Consider the following 20,064-nt stretch of genomic DNA (forward strand, 5'->3'; position numbering starts at 1 on the left):
TAACCTATGCGGTACCCTTCTTCATCGCGCTGGTGCTGGCCGAAATGCTGGTCGCCCGCCTCCGCGACCGCCGCCGCTACTGCCCCCGCGACACGCTGACCTCGTTGATGCTCGGCTTCGGCAGCACCGTTGCCGGCGCCCTCTCCGCCGGTGCTGTGTTCTGGCTGGCGGTGCAGGTCTGGCAACTGGCGCCGGTTCACATCCCCTATGTCTGGTGGGCCTGGGCGCTGTGCTTCGTCCTCGACGACCTCGCCTATTACGTGTTCCACCGCTCGGCCCACCGGGTCCGCTGGTTCTGGGCCAGCCACGTCATCCACCATTCCAGCCAGCACTATAATCTGTCGACGGCGCTGCGGCAGACATGGACCGGCTTCTTCTCCGCCGCCTTCATCTTCCGCCTGCCACTGTTCCTGCTCGGCTTCCCACCGGCGATGGTGTTCGTCTGCGGCGGCATCAACCTGATCTACCAGTTCTGGATTCACACCGAAACGATCGACCGCCTGCCCCGCTGGTTCGAAGCGGTGATGAACACCCCGTCCCACCACCGCGTCCACCACGCCACCAACCCGCGCTACCTCGACCGCAACTATGCCGGCGTGTTCATCGTCTGGGACCGGCTGTTCGGCAGCTTCGTCGCCGAACGGCCCGACGATCGCCCGCGCTACGGCATCGTCCGCAACCTCGGCAGCTTCAACATCCTGTGGGCGGCGTTTCACGAATGGATCGGCATCGCCCGCGATCTCGTCTCGGCGCGCGGCTGGCGCAGCCGCCTCGGCTATCTGTTCGGCCCGCCCGGCTGGACCCCGGACGGCAGCCGCGACACGTCGGACAGCATCCGCGCGCGCTGGCTGGCGCAAAGCGATCAGGTATCGTAGCTACGCAGGCTTGGCTTTCGGGGAGGCTCAGCGATGACGACGATACCGGCTATTTTCTTCCGCAACATGCGCCTGCTCGGCATCCTGTCGATCCTGCTCAGCCTCATCACCTGGGGCGTCGACCTCGCCGACCTCGTCTATCATTGCCCCTATTGCCGGATGCAGCGCAGCGTCATCGGCCTGCTCGGTATCCTGATGCTGCTGCCCAACCCGCACCACTGGCTCGCGCGTTACTGGGCGGCGGTGTTCGGCGTCCTCGGACTGGTCGTCGCCGCTACCCAGCATTTCAACGGCTGGAAGAAGGTGTTCGCCGGCACCTTCGAACTCGGCCCGAACTGGTATGTGAACTCCTTCATCCTGTCCGGCTTTGCGATCCTGATCATCGTCGGCCAGTTGAAACTGATCCACGAAGGCCCGCACAAGGACCTCGCACCGGCCGAACCGATCCCGGCCTGATCGGACACCCCGCCGCTACAGCCGCTCGACGATCGTCACGTTGGCGATACCGCCGCCCTCGCACATCGTCTGCAGGCCCCACCGCTTGCCGCGCTGCTTCAGCGCGTTGAGCAACGTCGCCATCAGCTTGACGCCGGTCGCGCCAAGCGGGTGGCCAAGCGCGATCGCGCCGCCATTGACGTTCAGCCGCGCCGGATCACCGCCGACATGCCGCAGCCAGGCCAGCGGCACCGGCGCGAACGCCTCGTTGACCTCGTACAGGTCGATGTCGGCGATCGTCATGCCGGCGCGCTTCAGCGCCCGGTCGGTGGCGTAGAGCGGTTCCTCCAGCATCACCACCGGGTCGCCGGCAGTGACGGTCAACTGGTGGATGCGGCCGATCGGAGTCAGGCCATGCGCCTTCAACGCCGTCTCGGACACGATCAGCGCCGCCGATGCGCCGTCGCACATCTGGCTGGCGTTGGCGGCGGATATCACCCCGCCCTCGCTCAGCAGCTTGACCGATCCTATTCCCTCCAGCGTCGCGTCGGCGCGGATGCCCTCGTCGGTCCGGTGCAGCACGGTGCCGTCCTCGGTCTCGACCGGGATCGGCACGATCTCGTCGGCAAAGGCGCCGGCGGCGGTCGCGGCCGCCGCCCGCCGGTGACTGTCCAGCGCAAAGGCGTCGAGCGTGCCGCGATCGAAGCCGAACTTGCGGGCGATCATCTCGGCGCCGGTGAACTGGCTGAACGCGATGCCGGGGTAGCGCGCCTCCTGCCGCGGGCTTTTCGGTTCGCCCAGCCCTGCCTTGGCGAACAGCGTCACCGGCGATCCCATCGGCACGCGGGTCATCGATTCGACGCCGGCAGCGATCACCATGTCCTGCGTCCCGCTCATCACCGCCTGCGCGGCGAAATGGATCGCCTGTTGCGAACTGCCGCACTGCCTGTCGATCGTCACCGCCGGCACGCTTTCCGGTAGCTTCGACGCCAGCACCGCACCGCGTCCGACGTGAAAACCCTGCTCGCCGGCCTGGCCGACACAACCCATGATGACGTCGTCGATCGCCGCCGGGTCGATGCCGGCGCGATCGACCAGCGCATCCAGCGTCGCCCCCGCCAGATCGGCCGGGTGCCACCCGGCCAGCCGCCCGCCGCGCCGCCCGCCGGCCGTCCGCACCGCATCGACGATATAGGCCGTCGCCATCGCCTTCCTCCTTACGTAAAGGGCAATTCGTTGCCTTTTCCTTGTCCCAACCGCCGCGCCGGCACAAGGGGAAGGACACCGACGGAGGATGGACATGGCGGCACCCGAAACCGGGGCAAACGCGGGGCGGCGCAACTGACATGGCGCGGCCGAAGCTCGATCGCCGCGATCTGTTGCTGCTCGGCGGCGCAATCGGCATCGGCGCACTGGTCTCCTTCGTCCTGCGCCGGGGCCGCGACCTCGGTGTCGACGTCGGTGATAACGCTATCGCTCAGTCGGTGCTGCACGACAGCGATTCGCCGCGCCTGCGCGCGCCGAATGCCGACCTGATCGCCGTCGTCTTCACCGACTATCTGTGCCCGGTGTGCAAGGTATCGGCCCCGGCACTGGCCCGCGCGGTCGCCGACGACGGCCGGGTCACCCTGATCTATCGCGACTGGCCGGTGTTCGGCGAACCGGCGGTTGCCGCCGCCCGCACCGCCCTCGCCGCAGTGCCGCAGGGCATTTATCCGGCTCTGCACACCCGGCTGATGGCCGAACGGCGCCGATTGGACCCGCCGGTGCTGCGCCAGGCGGTCGAAGCGGCGGGCGGCGACTGGCCGTGGCTGCTCTCGGTGCTCGAATCGGGCGGCCGGGTCATCGACCAGCGGCTGGCGCGCAACGCCGCCGATGCCCGCGGCCTTGGCCTTGCCGGCACGCCCTCAATGCTGATCGGCCCGCTGCTGGTGCAGGGCGCACTCGACGAAACCGCGCTCAAACGCGCTTTTGCTCAGGCGCGGCAGCTCCAGATAAGCCGTTGATCGCAAGGGCGCCTCTCCCCTCTCGCGCGCTGCGTTGAAATATTATAACAAGGGCGCACAATGATGCGTCCCTCGGAGTCGGCCGAGCGGATCCGCCAGTGTCGGGAGCAAGGATGCCTGTCGATCGCCCCAACGCCAACCTCAGGCCGCTCAGCCTGCACGTGCCGGAACCGAAATTCCGGCCGGGCGACACGGTTGATTTCAGCGACCTCGCGGTGCCGCCTGCCGGTGCCGCGCTCCGCCCCGCCTCCGATGCGGCGCCGGATTCGTTCCGCGACCTTGCCTATGGCCTCGTCCGCGTGCTCGGCGAAGACAACCGTGCCATCGGCGCCTGGGACCCGAAACTGCCGCCGGACCGGCTACGCGCGATGCTGCGCGCGATGGCGCTGACCCGCGCGTTCGACGAACGGATGTACCGCGCCCAGCGCCAGGGCAAGACCAGCTTCTACATGAAGTCGACGGGCGAGGAGGCGATCGCCGTCGCCGCCGCCTTCGCGCTGATGCCGGACGACATGTGTTTCCCCAGCTATCGCCAGCAGGGCCTGCTGATCGCCCGCGACTGGTCGCTGGTCGACATGATGAACCAGATCTATTCCAACCGGGCGGACCGGCTGCACGGCAAGCAGTTGCCGATCATGTATTCGGTCCGCGAAAAGGGTTTCTTCTCGATCTCCGGCAACCTCACCACACAATATCCGCAGGCGGTCGGCTGGGCGATGGCCAGCGCCGCCAGCGGCGACACCCGCATCGCCGCCACCTGGTGCGGCGAAGGGTCGACGGCGGAAGGGGATTTCCACTCCGCCTGCACCTTCGCCAGCGTCTACCGCGCCCCGGTGATCCTGAACGTCGTCAACAACCAGTGGGCGATCAGCAGCTTCTCCGGCTTCGCGGGGGCGGAGTCGACGACCTTCGCCGCCCGCGCCGTCGGCTACGGCATCGCCGGGCTGCGCGTCGACGGCAACGACGCGCTCGCTGTCTATGCCGCGACGGAATGGGCGGCGGAACGCGCCCGCACCAACCAGGGCCCGACGCTGATCGAACATTTCACCTACCGCGCCGAAGGCCATTCCACCTCCGACGACCCGTCGCAGTACCGGTCGGCGCATGAGGCGGCGGAATGGCCGCTCGGCGACCCGATCAAGCGGCTGAAGGACCACCTGATCGCGCTCGGCGAATGGGACGAGGAACGCCACGCGGCGATGGACCTGGAACTCGCCGAAACCGTCAAGGCGGCGGCGCGGGAGGCCGAGAAGAACGGCGTGCTCGGCCACGGCCTCCATCAGCCGCTGGAAACGATGTTCGAGGAAGTGTTCGAGGACATGCCCTGGCACCTCGCCGAACAGCGGCAGGAAATGCTCGACGAAGCGAAGGCCGCCGGGCTGGAGATCGGCCGATGACCCGGATGAATATGATCCAGGCGATCAATTCGGCGATGGACGTGATGATGGCGCGCGACCCCGCCGTCGTCGTCCTCGGCGAGGACGTCGGCTATTTCGGCGGCGTGTTCCGCGCCACCGCCGGCCTGCAGAAGAAATTCGGCAAGACCCGGGTGTTCGACACGCCGATTACCGAATGCGGCATCATCGGCGTCGCGATCGGCATGGGCGCCTACGGCCTGCGCCCGGTGCCGGAAATCCAGTTCGCCGACTATATCTACCCCGCGCTCGACCAGCTGGCGTCGGAAGCGGCACGGCTGCGCTACCGCTCGGCCGGCGAATTCACCGCGCCGATCACCATCCGCTCGCCGTTCGGCGGCGGCATCTTCGGCGGCCAGACGCACAGCCAGTCGCCGGAGGGCATCTTCACCCACGTGTCGGGGATCAAGACGGTGATCCCGTCCAACCCCTATGACGCGAAGGGCCTGCTGATCGCCGCGATCGAGGATAACGACCCGACGCTCTTCTTCGAACCGAAGCGGATCTACAACGGCCCGTTCGACGGCCATTACGACCGCCCGGTCCAGCCCTGGGCCAAGCATGACGGCAGCGAGGTGCCGGACGATTATTACCGCATCCCGCTCGGCACCGCGAAGGTCGTCCGCGCCGGCGAAGCAGTGACCATCCTCGCCTACGGCACGATGGTCCACGTCGTTTCCGGCGTCGTCGCGGCGAGCGGCGTCGATGCGGAGATCATCGACCTGCGCACCCTGGTCCCGCTCGACATCGACACGATCACCGCCTCGGTCGAAAAGACCGGTCGCTGCATGATCGTCCACGAAGCGACGCGGACCAGCGGCTTCGGCGCCGAACTGTCGGCGCAGGTGCAGGAACGCTGCTTCCACGCGCTGGAGGCGCCGATCGCCCGCGTCACCGGCTACGACACGCCCTATCCCCACAGCCTCGAATGGGCCTATTTCCCCGGCCCGGTCCGCATCGGCGAGGCGCTGAAGAAAATCCTGAAGGACTGATCGCCATGGCCCGTTTCACCTTCCGCCTGCCGGACATCGGCGAAGGCATTGCCGAGGCAGAGATCGTCGCCTGGCACGTCAAGCCGGGCGACCGGATCGAAGAGGACGGCAAGCTCGCCGACATGATGACCGACAAGGCGACGGTCGAGATGGAATCGCCGGTCGCCGGCACCGTCGTCGAAGTCGCCGGCGAAGTTGGCGATGTCGTCGCGATCGGCTCGGCGCTGGCGGTGATCGAGGTCGAAGGCGCGGTCGACGAACCGCCGGCCGACACGCCGGAGGAAAAGCGCATCGCCGCCGAAACCCCCGGCGCCGAAGACGCCGCCCCGGCGCCCGCCCCCGCCGCGCCCGCGAAAGCGGAAGCCCCGGAGCCGCCCGCTCCGGCCCCCGCTCCCACCCCGGCCCCTGCCCCAGCGCCCGCGCACGCCGCCCGCGTCCTCGCCTCCCCCGCCGTCCGCGCCCGCGCGCAGAGCCTCGGCATCGACCTGGCGCAGGTGAAGGCGGCGGCGGACGGCCGCGTCCGCCATGCCGACCTCGACGCCTTTCTGACCTATAACGGCGCGCAGGGCTTCCGCCCGGCCGGCGCCGCCCGCGCCGACGAGCCGATCAAGGTCATCGGCATGCGCCGCCGCATCGCCGAGAACATGGCCGCGTCGAAGCGCCACATCCCGCACTTCACCTATGTCGAGGAAATCGACGTCACCGCGCTGGAAGACATGCGCGCCGACCTGAACGCCAATCGCGGCGCCCGCCCGAAGCTGACCATGCTGCCGCTGCTGATCGTCGCGCTGTGCAAGGCGCTGCCCGCCTTCCCGATGATCAACGCCCGCTATGACGACGAAGCCGGCGTCGTCACCCGCCATGGCGCCGTCCATCTCGGCATGGCGACGCAGACCGATGCCGGGCTGATGGTGCCGGTGATCCGCAACGCGCAGGGTCGCAACGTCTGGCAACTGGCGGCGGAAATCGTCCGCCTCGCCGACGCCGCCCGCACCGGCAAGGCAAAGGCGGAGGAACTGTCCGGCTCGACGCTGACCGTCACCTCGCTCGGCCCGCTCGGCGGCATCGCCACCACCCCGGTCATCAACCGCCCGGAAGTCGCGATCGTCGGCCCCAACCGGGTGATTGAGCGGCCGGTGATCCGCGACGGAGAAATCGTCGCCGCCAAGCTGATGAACCTGTCGATCTCCTGCGACCACCGCGTCGTCGACGGGTGGGACGCGGCCAGCTTCGTCCAGGCGGTCCGCAAGCTGCTCGAAACCCCGGTCCTGCTGTTCGCCGACTGATCGGCCGAACGGCCCGGCGCATCGGTAATGCGGTCCCTGCCGGCCGCGCCTATGCTGGCGGCGGTGTAATGCGGGATCGTGCGATGATGCGTTGGGTGTTGCTGCTTGCCGTGCCGCTGGTGCTGCCGGGCTGCGTCGCCCGGACAGCGGCCAATGTCGTCACCCTGCCGGTCCGCGCCGTCGGCCAGACCGCCGACTGGATGACGACCAGCCAGGACGAGGCCGACCGCAACCGCGGCCGCGAGATCCGCAAGCAGGAAAAGCGCGAGGCGAAGGAACGCCGCCGCGCCGAAAAGGCCGCCCGCCGCCATCCCCGCTGACCCCGGCACAGCCGGCTATCGTCGTTGCGGCACAGCGCCGCGCTTGGCCGTCGCATGGCGACGCGCGCGCCATGCGACGGTGGTTCTCTGGGTGTCAGCACAACTGACACTCAATCTCTACTTTATAGATAGTAAATCTTTCAATCCCCCGTCCAAATCTGCGCAGACGAAAAAACCGGCGCCGCTAGATTGCGCGCGTTGCCTGTTTGGGGGGCCACACCCGGTCGTCACGGAGTACGCCCATGCCGGATCGTCCACCACGCGCCATCGCCTTTCCCGGCGAACTGGCTGTCGTCGTACCGGGCCTGCGGCAGGCCCGGTACGACTGGCGGGCGCGTGCCGCCCGGCCCGGCAGCCGCATCGGCGCCAACGTCCATCTGTACCGCGACGTGCCGTCGGACAGCGTGGTCGAAGTCGAAACAGCCGAAGCGGCGATCCCCCCCGCCGCTCTCGCAGCCGGCGCGGCGGCCTGACATGGGCGGCAGCTTTCCCGCGGCGCCCAGGCTGCTCACCGTTCCCGGCATCGACAATTCCGGCCGCGACCATTGGCAGAGCCGGTGGGAACGCGAGCGCGACGACTGCTACCGCATCGATCTCGGCTGCTGGAGCGATCCGATCCGCAATGTCTGGATCAGTCGGGTGGATCAGGCGGTCCACGACGCCCAGGGCGACGTCGTCCTGATCGCGCACAGCCTCGGTTGCCATGCGGTCGCGTGGTGGGCGCAGCTGCTCGGTCCATCCGGCGCGGCGCGGGTGCGCGGTGCGTTGCTGGTCGCGCCACCGGATGTCGACCTGCCCGGCACCGACGTCCGCGTCGCCCGCTTCGGCCCGACATCGCAGGCGCCTCTGCCCTTTCCCGCCCTGCTGGTCGCCAGCCGCGACGACTCTTACGCGACGATCGACCGCTCTCGCGAGATGGCGGCCCGCTGGGGCGCATTGCTGGTCGACGCCGGAGAGCTTGGCCACATCAACGCCCGCTCCCGGCTAGGCAGCTGGCCGCAGGGTCAGGAACTGGCCGCCCTGCTGACCGGCAAGCCGCTCCGTCGCGCCGAACTCGGCCGCCGCGCCGCACGCATCGTCGCACGCAATCATCACCGGCCGCAGCCCCCGACAGATGCGCGCGCCGCCCCCGCCGGCGCCTCACGCCATCCGCCCGACGAACGGCCCGGCACATCCTGAAGACGCCGGCGACATCGGCAGACCGCCGCCATTCCCGACCGACCATTCCCACCCCACAGGAGGATACGCCATGTCCCACGCCCCCTATCCCCGCGATGCGGCGGACGACCAGCACTGGGCCGACCTGTTATCGCCGCAGCGTCGCCGGTTCCTGCTCGGCACCGGTGCCGTCGCCGCGGCGGGCGCCCTCGCCGCCCCGGCACGCGCGCAGCCGCAGGCGGGAGCGCCTGCACGGCACACCACGGGCCAAAGCCCCTGGGGATACGACACCTATCGCGAAGCGACGCCGCGCCCCGTCTCGGTACGGCCGGGTGAACAGGCCCTACCGTCGCGGCCACAGCCCTATACGCGGATCGAAAGCTATCACGCCCACGTCTATTTCGACGAGGACAGCTACGAAAAGGCCGCGCTGCTCCGCCGCTGGTCGGCCGAGCGCTTCCATGTCGAACTGGGCAACTGGAACCTGGAGCCGCGCGGCCCGCACGTCACGCCGTCATTTTATTTCGGCTTCACCAACGATCTGGTGCCGGTGGTGATTCCCTGGCTGCAACTCAACAGCCTTGGCCTGACGATCCTGCTGCATCCGAACACGGACGATCCCCGCGCCGACCACCTCTATTACGCGCTGTGGGTCAACCGCTCGCAACCGGTCAACGCCTACGCGATGAAGCCGGCGGCGGCCGGGCAGCCGAGGGTCGAACAGATCCATCCCAACACCCACCCGTCCATTGCCGTCGAAACCGCCTGACCACCCGCCACCCGGCGCGCGACAGGCATTGTGCATGTGCAGCAAAGTAAATCTTCCCATGGCGTTAGGAAAGCCACGTCGCAATTCTCCATCCAAACAATAGAAATAAAGCGTCAAAGCCGGACCGGTCTGTGGCCCCGCGCCCGCCAGGCGGAAACGGTTCGCATCAGGGAGTAAGACGACCATGCCGATTCATCCGAAAATCCGCCTCGCCGCCTCGGTCGCGCTGATCGTGGCGACGCCCGGCATTGCCCATGCCGAGCAGGCCGGCGACCCGCCGGGCGCCAGCAGCGGCGAGGATGTGATCGTCGTCACCGGCACCCGCGCGGCCGGCCGCACCCGGCTCGATTCCGTCTCGCCGGTCGACGTGCTGACCGCCAGCACCCTGCGCCAGCAGGGCACGACGGAGGTTGCGGAGGCACTGTCCAGCATCACCCCGTCGATCGACTTTCCGCGCGCCGCCGTGGTCGACGGCACCGATTCCGTCCGCCCGGCCACGCTGCGCGGCCTGTCGCCGGACCAGACGCTGGTGCTGATCAACAATGTGCGCGGCCATTCCTCGGCGCTGGTCAACGTCAACGGATCGGTCGGGCGCGGCTCGTCCGCCGTCGATCTGAACACCATCCCCGGCGTCGCCCTCGACCGGATCGAGGTGCTGCGCGACGGCGCGTCGGCGCAATACGGGTCCGACGCGATCGCCGGGGTCATCAACCTGCGCCTGCGCGAGGCGCGGTCGGGCGGCGGACTCAACGCCAGCATCGGCCAGTATCGCACCACCATCGACGCGGCGCGCGGATCGCGCGACGCGCATGACGGCGAGACCTTCACCATTTCCGGCTGGCAGGGACTGGCGCTGGGGCAGGACGGCTTCCTGACCCTTTCCGCCGAATATCTGAACCGCAACCCGACCAGCCGTGGCGACCTCGACCCGCGCGCCACCCCGGCCAAGCTGCGCTCGCGTTTCGGCGACCCCGATGTCGAACAGTACACGCTTTACGCCAATGCCGGCGTGCCGCTCGGCGAAGACTGGCAGCTCTACGGCTGGGGCGGCTACCAGCATCGCGACAGCGTCAGCGCCGCCTTCCCGCGCGTGCCGAGCAACGCCAACAACGTCGCCTCCGTCTACCCGGACGGCTTCCTGCCGCTGATCGGCGTAAAGTCGAAGGACCTGACGCTGGCGGCCGGGGTGCGTGGCGACATCGGTGGGTGGAATCTGGACCTGAACGTCAGCTACGGCCGCAACCGGCTGGATTTCAGCACGCTCGATTCGATCAACGCGACCTACGGCGCCGCTTCGCCGACCGCGTTCGATGATGGCGCGCTGATCTACAACCAGTTTATCACCGGGCTTGATCTCAACCGCGAATATGGGCTGGGCGACGGCACGCTGACCGTTGCCGCCGGCGTCGAATATCGCCGCGAGGGCTATGAGATCGTCGCCGGCCAGCACGAATCCTACGATCGCGGCCCGCTGGGCGGCAACACCGCGCTCGCCAGCGGCGCGCAGGGCTTCATCGGCTTCCAGCCGGCGAACGAGGTCGACGTCAGCCGCGACAACCTGTCCGCCTATCTGGACGTCGAAGCCAAGTTCAACGACCGGCTGACCATCGCCGCCGCGATCCGTGGCGAGAGCTATTCCGACTTCGGCGAGACGGCGACGGCCAAGCTGTCCGGCCGATACGACGCGACCGACTGGTTCGCGCTGCGCGGCGCGGTATCCACCGGCTTCCGCGCGCCATCACTCCAGCAGAGCTTCTTCACTTCGACGGCGTCGGTCATTTCGAACGGCAATCTGCTGGAAACCGGCACCTATCCGACGACCAGCCCGATCGCGGCGGCGCTGGGCGGGCGGGCGCTCGACCCTGAGAAGTCGACCAACTATTCGCTCGGCTTCGTCGTCCGCTCCGGCGGGTTCGAGCTGACCGTCGACGGCTATCACATCCGCATCCGCGACCAGCTCGCCCTGTCGGAGAATATCCAGGCGAGCTTCAGCCAGGCCGTCGCCGACATCCTCGCGCCGTTCGGGGTGCAGGCGGCCCGTTTCTTCATCAACGGCGTCACCACGCAGACCAAGGGCGTCGACATCGTCGCGCGCTACCGCCAGCCGACGGCCGGGGCCGGCACGTTCGACTTCACCCTTGCCGCCAATTTCAGCGACATCGCGGTCAAGAAGGTGCCGACGACGACGTCGACGCTGAACCCGGCGCCGACGCTGTTCAACCGCCAGCGCATCCTGACCATCGAGCAGGGCACGCCGCGCACCAAGGTGGTCGGCTCGGTCGACTGGTCGCTCGGCGACCTGGGCGTGACCGGGCGCGCCACGTATTATGGCGACGTCAACCAGCCGGGCACGCTGGTCGACGGCAGCGCCGACCTGCACACCGGCAAGAAGGTGATCGCCGACCTGGAGGCGCGCTACACCATCGCCAAGCGGGTGACGCTGGCGATCGGCGCGGACAATCTGTTCGACACCTATCCGCGCCAGGTGCCCGCGTCGCTCAATTCGACCGGCGTGACCGCTTTCCCCTTCTACTCGCCGTTCGGCTTCAACGGCCGCTTCCTCTACGCGCGGGTGGGGGTGAACTGGTAAGCCCGAAACAGGTTGCCGGCGCCCGCCGCCGGCAACCGTCCGCACCGGGCGGAGGCACTATCCCGTGGCGGCGGCACGACAGCGCGGCGGGCCCTGATGGCCCGCGGCCATGTCACGGATCGCCGCCAGGTCGAACAGGGTGAGCCGCCCGTGCCGGCTGGCGAGGAAGCCGGCTTTCTGCCAGGCGGAGAGCAAGCGGCTGGCGGTGTAGAGGGTGATGCCGGCGAACGCCGCGATGTCCTTGCGCCGCAGCGGCATTTCGATCGTCGTGCCGCGCAGCCCGTCCCGCCCGGCCTGGGCGGCAAGGCGCAGGATCGCCTGGGCAAGGCGCGGCTCTGCGCGCAGCGTCGTCAATTCGCGCACCCGTTCCTGAAGCTGGGCGATCCGGTTGCCGAGGATGCGGATCATGTTGGTCGAAATCGCGCCGTGCCGCGCCATCAGCGCCAGCAGGTCCGCACCGCTCCAGCTAAACACGGTCGATGCCTCTACCGCGATCGCGTCGGCGGGAAAGCGCCGGTCGGTGAACAAGTGCGCGGCGCCGAACATCTCGCCGGGGCCGATGAAGCGGACGATCGCCTCGCCGCCGTCGCTGCCGGTCTGGACGATCCGCACGCTGCCGGTGCCCAGCGCATAGGCGCGGTCGACCGCCTCGCCCTGCGCGCAGATCACCTTGCCCTTGGCCACCCGCTCTATCCGCATCGCGGCGCGCACCGCGTCGAGCGCCTCCGGCGACAGCGAGCGCAGCAGCTCGACCCCGGCCAGCCGCTCACGCAGCGCCGCCGCCTGCTCCCGTGCGCGATAGTCCATCGGCTCGTCCCCCGCTCGTCCGCCTGCAGCGACAATCGGCCGGCATATTGCGCCAGCGCAAAACCATCATCGCCGATACATCTTATATGCGAGTAACTCGCAATAGCAAAGATGGTGATATGCCCCCTCCCCGCCGCCGCCTGCCCCGCCTGTCGTCCCCCGCCGCCGCCCGCCTGACGGCGGCGCTTGGCGTTCCGGCGCTGGCGGCGGCGCTGGTCCCCGGCGCCGCCCTCGCCCAGTCGGCGTCGCCGGGCGCGGCGGGCGAAATCGTCGTCGTCGCGCCGCACAGCCCGGTCGTCACCCGGCTCGATGCCGCCGCCGGGGCGACCGCCATCCTGTCGGCCGACGCGCTGCCGGCCAGCACCAACCTGACCATCGCGCGCGCCCTCGCCACCGTGCCGGGGGTGGTGGTGCAGGATTTCTTCGGCGGCAACGACCAGCCGCGCATCCAGATGCGCGGTTCCGGCCTGCAGCAGAACCCGGTGGAGCGCGGGGTGCTGATGCTGCGCAACGGCCTGCCGCTCAACCGCGCCGACGGCTCCTATATCGTCGGCTTCGCCAATCCCGGCGAGGCGCAGGCGATCGAGGTCTATCGCGGCTACATGGCCAACCGGCTGGGCGCGACGGTGCTTGGCGGGGCGCTGAACCTGGTGTCGCCCAACGGCCGCACCAGCCCCGGCGTCGGCCTGTCCGCCAGCGGCGGCAGCTTCGGCCAGTTCGGCGCCAACGCGCGGGCGGGCCTCTCCGGCGAACGATTCGACATGCTGTTGCGCGGCGACTTCACCCGCCGCGACGGATACCGGACCTACAATGATTCACGCCGGATCGGCGTCGGCGGCAATGTCGGCGTGCGGCTGACCGACGCGGTGACAGTGCGGCTGTTCGCCAGCTATACCGATCTTGGCTTCGACGTGTCCGGCCCGCTGACCATGGCGCTGCTCAAAAGCAATCCGCGCGCGGTGTTCACCGGCCCGACGGTGACGCCGGCCGGGGCGATCAACCCCGGCCCCAATGTCGTGCGGGACAGGACCCGGCGGGAAGCGACACAGTTCCAGGCCGGTGCCCGCGCGACCGGGGCGTTCGGCGCCCATGTCGTCGACCTCGCGCTTGGCTATGCCGCGACCGACGACATGTTCCGCTTCCCGATGTCCGCCGGCGTCCGCGACACCGACGGCGACGACGTGACGCTGGTCGCCCGCTACGCCTACAAGCCGGACGCGACCCGCGCGCTGCCGCTGTTCGAAGCGACCGCCCAATATGTGACCGGCACCGCCGACCGGGACAATTACCTGAACCTTTCCGGCAAGCGCGGCGCGCTGTTCGGGCGCAGCCGGTTGAAGGCGGATACGCTGGCGCTGAACGCCGGGCTGAACATCCCGCTCGGCACGGACCTCACCCTGTCGCCGTCGCTGTCCTGGTCGCGCGCCACCCGCGACAATATCGACCGTTTCGGCGCGGCGACCCGGCCGACCGCCGCCTACAGCCCGGCCAACCCCGGCATGGCGCTGCCCGGCGGCGCGGTGCCGACGGTCAGCACCAGTTACGCGCACACCTATCGGGGGTGGAGCCCGGCGCTAGGCCTCGCCTGGCAGCCGTCGGGCGACCAGACGCTGTTCGTCGCGGTCAGCCGCAGTTTCGAGCCGCCGACCCATGATGACCTGCTGGCGACCGTCAACGGCACGCCGAACAGCAGCGCCGGGCGGCCGAACCCGGCCAACCCCGCCCTCCCCGCCGCCGCCTTCGTCACGCCGGCGCTGAAGGCGCAGCGCGCGACCACGGCAGAGGCGGGCTGGCGCGGCCGGTCCGGCGACTTTTCGTGGGACGCGGTCGCCTATTATGCGTGGGTCCGCAACGAACTGCTCAGCCTGCGCGACGAATCCGGCACCTCGCTCGGCGCCGCCAACGCGCCGCGCACCCGCCATCTCGGCGTCGAGCTGGGGCTGAGCGCCCAAATCCTGCCGACGCTCAACGGCCGGATCGCCTATACCTGGCAGGATTTCCGTTTCCGGCATGATCCGCTGCGCGGCGACAACCGGCTGGCCGGCGCCCCGCGCCACTGGCTGCAGGCCAGCCTCGACTGGCAACCGGTCGACAGCCTCACCGCGCAGGCCGGCCTGCGCTGGGTGCCGGCGAAGACGCCGGTCGACAACCTCGGCACGCTCTACAACCCCGCTTACACCGTAGCCGATCTGCGCGGCGAATACCGGCTGGGTGGCGGCGCCACCGTCTTCGCCGAAATCACCAACCTGTTCGACAAACGCTACGCCGCCTCGACCCTGATCGTCGATCAGGCGCGGCCGGATCAGGCCGCCTTCCTGCCCGGAGACGGCCGCGCCTTCGGCGGCGGCATCCGCCTCAGCTTCTGACCCCAAAAGAAAGGACCAGTCATGCACCAGCCTATCCTGCTTCTCGCCGCCGCCGCCGCGCTGGCGGCCCCCGCCGCCGCGACCGGCGCATCGACCACGCTCGATATCGACAAGCTCGGCTACGAAATCGTCCACGACGTCGCTCGCCGCACGATCCTCGCGCTCGACAAGGACGGCCAGCCGCTCAGCCTGCTGCTCCGCATCGGCAACGGCCAGTTCCTGCCGCCGCATGGCGGCGGCGGCCCGATCCGCCTGCTGACCGTCGTGTCGGGCACGCTGACCTGGGGCGACGGCAACATAGTCGATCCGGCGGCGGAGCGCCGCCTAAGCCCCGGCAGCGTCGTCGTCCTGCCCGCCGGCGGCGGCGAGCACTGGGCCGCCGCCCGCGACGGCGACGTGCTGCTTCAGGTCGTGTTGGTCCGCGGCGGCAGTCTGACGCCGACCGCGGCCGCGCAGGTCACGCCCTGACCTGCCGGAAAAACCGGTGGCCATCGCCGCGCCGCGACGATGGCCACCGACCGTCCGGGCACGCCACCGGGTCTCGTGCCGCGCCCGAAACTCTGCTCGCGTCAAGCGGGGCGGCCACCGCCCCGCTCGAACAGGCCGAAGGCTAGAAGTCGACCTTCGCCGACAACCACAGCCGGCGCGGTTCCTGGTTGTTGATGTACCGGTTGACGAAAGTCGCGCTGCCGTTGCTCGCCGTCGCCGGCTGGTAATCGACGAAATTGCGGTTGAACAGGTTGTAGACCGTCGCGCTGATCGTCACCGCCTGACCGATCTGGTACGCCCCGCCCAGGTGGAACACGCTGTACGCCCGGTAGTCGCCGTACAGCGCCTTGGCATTGGCCGATCCGCTGTCCGGCGTCCGGTAACGGCGGGTACGGTATTCACCGCGCAGCCACAGGCTGAACGGCTCGCTGACCGCCCAGCGCAGTTGCCCGTTTACCATGTGCTTGGGCGTGTTCGACAGCGGCCTGCCCTTCGACGGGCCGCTCTTCTGCTCGCTGTCGGTATAGGTGTAATTGCCCGACAGGGTCACCGCCGGCACCGGCCGCCAGCGGAAACTGAACTCAACCCCCTCGGTCCGCGCCTTGTCGATGTTGACCGACTGCCCGAACGTTGCCGTCGTCGGGTAGAATCCGACATCGACGCAACCGGTCTTGGAATAGTTTCCGGCAAGATAGTCGGCCTGGCTCACCCCGAAGGCGCAATTGTCGACCGGGTCATCGCTCGACGAGATCTTGTCGTCGAAATCGTTGCGGAAGAACGTCAGGTTGGCGCGGAAATTATCGCGGTTGTCGTAATAGACCGCCAGCTCGGTCGCGACGCTGGTTTCCGGCGTCAACGTCGGCGTGCCGATCAGCGGCAGGCGCCCCTGGCTGCCGAACCCGTTGATGCCGGGGGCAAGCTGCTCCAGCCGCGGCGCCTTATAGCCGCTGCTCACCCCGCCTTTCAGCGTCCAGTTGTCGCTCGCGTTCCACACCAGGTAGCCGCGCGGGCTGAAATGGCTGCCGAAGGTGGAATGGTGATCGTACCGCCCGCCGACGGTCAGCGCGAACGTCTCGGCAATCCGCCATTCGTCCTCGGCGAACACCGCCCACTGCTCGAAGGTGAACGGCGCGCTGGCCACCCCGTCGACCATCTTCGCGTCCCAGTACTGGCCGCCGATCGTGAAGGTGTGGTTGGCGACCCGCGACGATAATTTGGTGTCGAGGATGGTGCTGACGCTTTCCAGCGTGCGCGGCAACCCGCCCTTGACCGGCACCAGCGCCGGGATCAGCCGGCCCATCGTCTCGGTCTCGTTGCGCGACAGCGTCGTCTCCAGCGTGCCGAACGGCAGACGCCAGTTGTGCGCCAGCACATATTGCTGCCGCTTGAACTCCAGCGCGTCGGCATAGCCGCCGGCGACGGTGTTGGTGCCCATCTGGGCACTGGAATTATCGTACCACTGGTCGGCCAGCTCGACGTCCAGCCACAGGTCGTGGTCGACATGCGGGGTCAGGCTCAACCGGCCACCGGCCGACCAGATCTTGTTGCGCGTCGGGCTGGGGCCGAAACCAGTGACCGGCACCGGCGTGCCCGCCAGGTTCAGATATTGCAGTTTCGACTGCTCGCGCTTCGAATAGCTGCCGCGCAGCGCAACTCCCAGCAGATCGGTCACCACCGGTCCGTTCAGGTAAAGGTTGCCGCCATAGATCGCGCCGAAATCGCCGTCGCCCTGCACCGTGTAATGCCCGGTGGCGGAACCGCCCCAGCGGTCGCCGACCTTGCGGGTGATGATGTTGACGACACCGCCCATCGCGTCGGAACCGTAAAGCGTGGCCACCGGCCCGCGCACAACCTCGACCCGCTCGATCGCCGAAACCGGGGGCAGGAAGCTCGTCGCCGTTTCACCGAATCCGTTCGGCGTCACGCTGCCGGCGGTGTTCTGGCGGCGGCCGTCGATCAGGATTAGCGTCTGGTCCGATCCCATGCCGCGGATGTTGATCGTGGAACCGCCGGACTTGCCGACGGATTCGCCAACGTCGACGCCCTCGATATTGGCGAGGATCTCGGTGATCGACACCGCGCGGATCGTCTCGATCTCCTCGCGCGCGATGACGCTGATCGACGCCGGCGCCTGCTCCACCTTCTGCTCGAAACCGGCGGCGGTGACAACGATCTCCGGCGCGGCGGCGTCGGACTCGGCGGCCTCGGCGGCAAGGCCCGGCGCCGCATAAATCATTGCCACGGCAAGGCTTGCACCACACGCCAAAGCCCGACGAAACGCTACGGAAAGATCCGACATTGAACCCCCTAGATATTGAGACTAATTAGCAACAACAGAACGACGCGGCGCCTAGCCATCGTCGTGCTGGAAGTCGACCGGGAACGGCACATCGCGCGCGGGGAGCAACACTTTGTCACAATCGATCGGGCCGGCCGGCGGATCAGCGTCGGCGCTTCCCCCCGCTCCGGCATTGCGGCCGGGGTGGCAGCATCCCGACCACATCGTCATCGTCGACGACGATCCGGCGATCCGCACCCTTCTTTCGCGGATTCTGCGCGAATCCGGTTATGACGCGAGCGGCGCCGAAAACGCGGCGGAGCTCGAACGGATCATGGTCGAACGCACGATCGCGCTGGTCCTGCTCGACATCATGATGCCCGGCGTGGACGGGCTGTCGCTGTGCCGCGCGATCCGGGCACGCAGCAAGGTACCGATCATCATGATCAGCGCGCGCGGCGACGAGGCGGATCGCGTCGCCGGCCTCGACATCGGCGCCGACGATTACATCGCCAAGCCGTTCGGCCGCCCGGAAGTTCTGGCCCGCATCCGCGCAGTGCTGCGGCGGACCGGCGATCTCCACCTGCCGCTCGACCTGCCCGCGCCGGAACATTTCGCCTTCGGCGGCTGGCACTACCGCCCGCGCCAGCGCGAACTGCTGGCCCCGTCGGGCGCGGAAGTGGAACTGACCGGCGCGGAACACGAACTGCTGCTCACCCTGCTGCGCCACCCGCAGCGGATGATCGGCCGGGAAAGGCTGCTCGAACTGGCGCGCAGCCGGCTCAGCCATGCGTCGGACCGCAGCATCGACGTGCTGATCAGTCGCCTGCGCCGGAAAATGGGTGACGGCCGCCGGGGTGGGCGGCCGATGATCCGCACCATTCGCGGCGTCGGCTACATGATGGCGGTGGACGTAGAGGCCCGCTGATGCCGCGCCTGTCGCTCCCCGCCGGAATGGCCGGCCGGATCGTACTGATCCTGGTCGCGGCGGTGACCGCCGAATTCATCGGCAATTCGCTAATCAACCTGTGGCAGGAAAAGGAACTGCTGTCGGCCGAACGCACCCGCCGCATCGCTGGTCAGATCGTCGTCGCCGAACGGGTGGTGGCGGATGTTCGGGCGGAACGCCGCGCGCGCGTCGCGGGAGACCTCTCGCTCGACGGGCTGGTGCTCAACTGGGTTCCGGCCACGGTCATCGCCGATTCAAGCGCGGCCCATACCCGGCTGCGCCAGGTGAAGCAGCGGCTGGTCGGCATGGCCCCGGCGCTGGCCGGCCGCGACATCCGGCTGGTGCTGATCGCGTCCGCCACCAGCGGCAAGCGCGACCTGATCGGCGCGCTTCGCCTTGCCGACGGCAGCTTCGTCACCTTCCGCGTCACCCCCTTCCTGAACGCCCCGCCCAGTTTCGCGCTGGTCCTCGCGCTCCACCTGCTGCTGATCGCGGCGGTGCTCGGCATGGGCCTGCTCCTCGTCCGCGCGCTGGTCCGCCCGCTGCGCACGCTGGCCGCCCTCGCCGACGCCACCGGGCAGGGTAGCCAGCCGACGGTGGTCATCGAAGGCCCGCGGGAGGTGCGCCGCGTCGCCATCGCCTTTGCCGCCATGCAGGCCCGGCTGCTGAACATCATGGCGGAACATACCCAGGCGCTGGTCGCGGTGTCGCACGATCTGCGCACGCCGATCCAGCGGCTGCGGCTGCGCGCGGCGCTGCTGGCGGACAGCGAAGCGCGCGACGCGATCGACCGCGACCTCGCCGAACTGGAGAAATTCGTCGGGTCGATCGTCAGCTTCATGCGCGGCGACGGCGCGGAGGCGGCACGGCTGGTCGACGTTGCCGCGATCGCGATGACCGCGGTCGACGACGCGGCGGACGCCGGCGCGGCGATCACCTATCACGGGCCGGACGCGCTGCCCGCGATCCTGCGCCCGCTGGCGCTGAAACGCGCGCTCGCCAACATCGTCGACAACGCCGTCGAACACGCCGCCACTGTCCGGGTCCGGCTGTCCGCCGATGCGACGGCGATCCTGCTCGTGGTCGAGGACGACGGCCCCGGCATCCCCCCGGCGCGGCGCGACGAAGTGCTGCTGCCGTTCCGCCGGCTCGAACAGGCCCGTCGCCACGACAGCGGCGGCGCCGGCCTCGGCCTGGCGATCGCCAGCAAGGCGGTCTCCACCCTGTCGGGCACCCTGCTGCTCGGTGAAAGCGCGCTGGGCGGCCTGTCGGTGACCCTGCGCCTGCCCCGCCAGGGCGAAGCGACGGCGAAATAGCGCCTCTCGTCAT

At 69.0% G+C, this 20,064-nt stretch carries 18 protein-coding genes; 15 read left to right on the plus strand and 3 right to left on the minus strand.

Annotated features, from left to right (window positions below; translation table 11 throughout):
• Positions 1-44 precede the first annotated feature (44 nt).
• Positions 45-875, plus strand: a complete 831-nt coding sequence (locus ACMT1E_RS10050) for a sterol desaturase family protein (protein WP_414903384.1) — start codon at positions 45-47, stop codon at positions 873-875.
• 33 nt (positions 876-908) lie between these two features.
• Entirely contained in the window at positions 909-1,331 is a 423-nt protein-coding gene (locus ACMT1E_RS10055) for a hypothetical protein (RefSeq protein ID WP_414900022.1), read from the plus strand.
• A gap of 15 nt (positions 1,332-1,346) precedes the next feature.
• Here the strand turns inward: ACMT1E_RS10055 and ACMT1E_RS10060 are convergent, their stop codons facing one another.
• Positions 1,347-2,516, minus strand: coding sequence for an acetyl-CoA C-acetyltransferase (locus tag ACMT1E_RS10060; RefSeq protein WP_414900024.1), 1,170 nt, complete (start codon positions 2,514-2,516; stop codon positions 1,347-1,349).
• Positions 2,517-2,656: 140 nt separating this feature from the next.
• Here ACMT1E_RS10060 and ACMT1E_RS10065 point away from each other — a divergent pair, with 140 nt between their 5' ends.
• The 9 genes from ACMT1E_RS10065 to ACMT1E_RS10105 all read left to right on the plus strand — a co-directional run bounded on the left by ACMT1E_RS10065 (position 2,657) and on the right by ACMT1E_RS10105 (position 11,846).
• Complete coding sequence (locus ACMT1E_RS10065; RefSeq protein WP_414900025.1) at positions 2,657-3,316, plus strand: DsbA family protein; 660 nt, start codon at positions 2,657-2,659, stop codon at positions 3,314-3,316.
• Between the two features lie 113 nt (positions 3,317-3,429).
• Complete coding sequence (locus ACMT1E_RS10070) at positions 3,430-4,713, plus strand: 3-methyl-2-oxobutanoate dehydrogenase (2-methylpropanoyl-transferring) subunit alpha (RefSeq protein ID WP_414900026.1); 1,284 nt, start codon at positions 3,430-3,432, stop codon at positions 4,711-4,713.
• 5 nt (positions 4,714-4,718) lie between these two features.
• Entirely contained in the window at positions 4,719-5,723 is a 1,005-nt protein-coding gene (locus ACMT1E_RS10075) for an alpha-ketoacid dehydrogenase subunit beta (RefSeq protein WP_414903386.1), read from the plus strand.
• Positions 5,724-5,728: 5 nt separating this feature from the next.
• The gene (locus ACMT1E_RS10080) at positions 5,729-7,009 is read left to right on the plus strand and encodes a dihydrolipoamide acetyltransferase family protein (RefSeq protein WP_414900027.1); all 1,281 of its coding nucleotides are present in this window, start codon (positions 5,729-5,731) and stop codon (positions 7,007-7,009) included.
• A gap of 83 nt (positions 7,010-7,092) precedes the next feature.
• Positions 7,093-7,329: a hypothetical protein gene (locus ACMT1E_RS10085; RefSeq protein ID WP_414900029.1), complete on the plus strand. Its 237-nt coding sequence runs from the start codon at positions 7,093-7,095 to the stop codon at positions 7,327-7,329.
• Positions 7,330-7,571: 242 nt separating this feature from the next.
• On the plus strand, positions 7,572-7,802 hold the full coding sequence (locus ACMT1E_RS10090; RefSeq protein ID WP_414900030.1) for a hypothetical protein: 231 nt from the start codon (positions 7,572-7,574) through the stop codon (positions 7,800-7,802).
• 1 nt (position 7,803) lies between these two features.
• Positions 7,804-8,508 carry an RBBP9/YdeN family alpha/beta hydrolase gene (locus tag ACMT1E_RS10095; protein WP_414900031.1) on the plus strand — a complete coding sequence of 235 codons (705 nt, stop codon included), beginning with the start codon at positions 7,804-7,806 and terminating at the stop codon, positions 8,506-8,508.
• A 70-nt stretch (positions 8,509-8,578) separates the two neighbouring features.
• Positions 8,579-9,256: a DOPA 4,5-dioxygenase family protein gene (locus ACMT1E_RS10100; RefSeq protein WP_414900032.1), complete on the plus strand. Its 678-nt coding sequence runs from the start codon at positions 8,579-8,581 to the stop codon at positions 9,254-9,256.
• A 184-nt stretch (positions 9,257-9,440) separates the two neighbouring features.
• Positions 9,441-11,846: a TonB-dependent receptor plug domain-containing protein gene (locus ACMT1E_RS10105; protein WP_414900034.1), complete on the plus strand. Its 2,406-nt coding sequence runs from the start codon at positions 9,441-9,443 to the stop codon at positions 11,844-11,846.
• A 57-nt stretch (positions 11,847-11,903) separates the two neighbouring features.
• Here the strand turns inward: ACMT1E_RS10105 and ACMT1E_RS10110 are convergent, their stop codons facing one another.
• A complete protein-coding gene (locus ACMT1E_RS10110) occupies positions 11,904-12,653 on the minus strand; it encodes a Crp/Fnr family transcriptional regulator (RefSeq protein ID WP_414900035.1) in 750 nt (249 codons plus the stop codon).
• A 119-nt stretch (positions 12,654-12,772) separates the two neighbouring features.
• Between ACMT1E_RS10110 and ACMT1E_RS10115 the strand changes: the two genes are divergently transcribed.
• Entirely contained in the window at positions 12,773-15,019 is a 2,247-nt protein-coding gene (locus ACMT1E_RS10115) for a TonB-dependent receptor family protein (RefSeq protein WP_414900036.1), read from the plus strand.
• 21 nt (positions 15,020-15,040) lie between these two features.
• A complete protein-coding gene (locus tag ACMT1E_RS10120; RefSeq protein ID WP_414900037.1) occupies positions 15,041-15,487 on the plus strand; it encodes a hypothetical protein in 447 nt (148 codons plus the stop codon).
• Positions 15,488-15,629: 142 nt separating this feature from the next.
• On the opposite strand, the gene ACMT1E_RS10125 is transcribed toward ACMT1E_RS10120, so the two are convergent.
• On the minus strand, positions 15,630-17,744 hold the full coding sequence (locus ACMT1E_RS10125; RefSeq protein ID WP_414903387.1) for a TonB-dependent receptor domain-containing protein: 2,115 nt from the start codon (positions 17,742-17,744) through the stop codon (positions 15,630-15,632).
• Positions 17,745-17,919: 175 nt separating this feature from the next.
• On the opposite strand from ACMT1E_RS10125, the gene ACMT1E_RS10130 reads away from it, so the two are divergent.
• Positions 17,920-18,714: a response regulator gene (locus ACMT1E_RS10130; RefSeq protein WP_414900038.1), complete on the plus strand. Its 795-nt coding sequence runs from the start codon at positions 17,920-17,922 to the stop codon at positions 18,712-18,714.
• The gene (locus ACMT1E_RS10135; RefSeq protein ID WP_414900039.1) at positions 18,714-20,051 is read left to right on the plus strand and encodes an ATP-binding protein; all 1,338 of its coding nucleotides are present in this window, start codon (positions 18,714-18,716) and stop codon (positions 20,049-20,051) included. The genes ACMT1E_RS10130 and ACMT1E_RS10135 overlap by 1 nt, the downstream gene beginning before the upstream one ends.
• Positions 20,052-20,064 lie beyond the last annotated feature (13 nt).

Origin of the sequence: Sphingomonas flavalba (assembly GCF_047553045.1) — a bacterium.
Lineage (GTDB): Bacteria > Pseudomonadota > Alphaproteobacteria > Sphingomonadales > Sphingomonadaceae > Sphingomonas_L > Sphingomonas_L flavalba_A.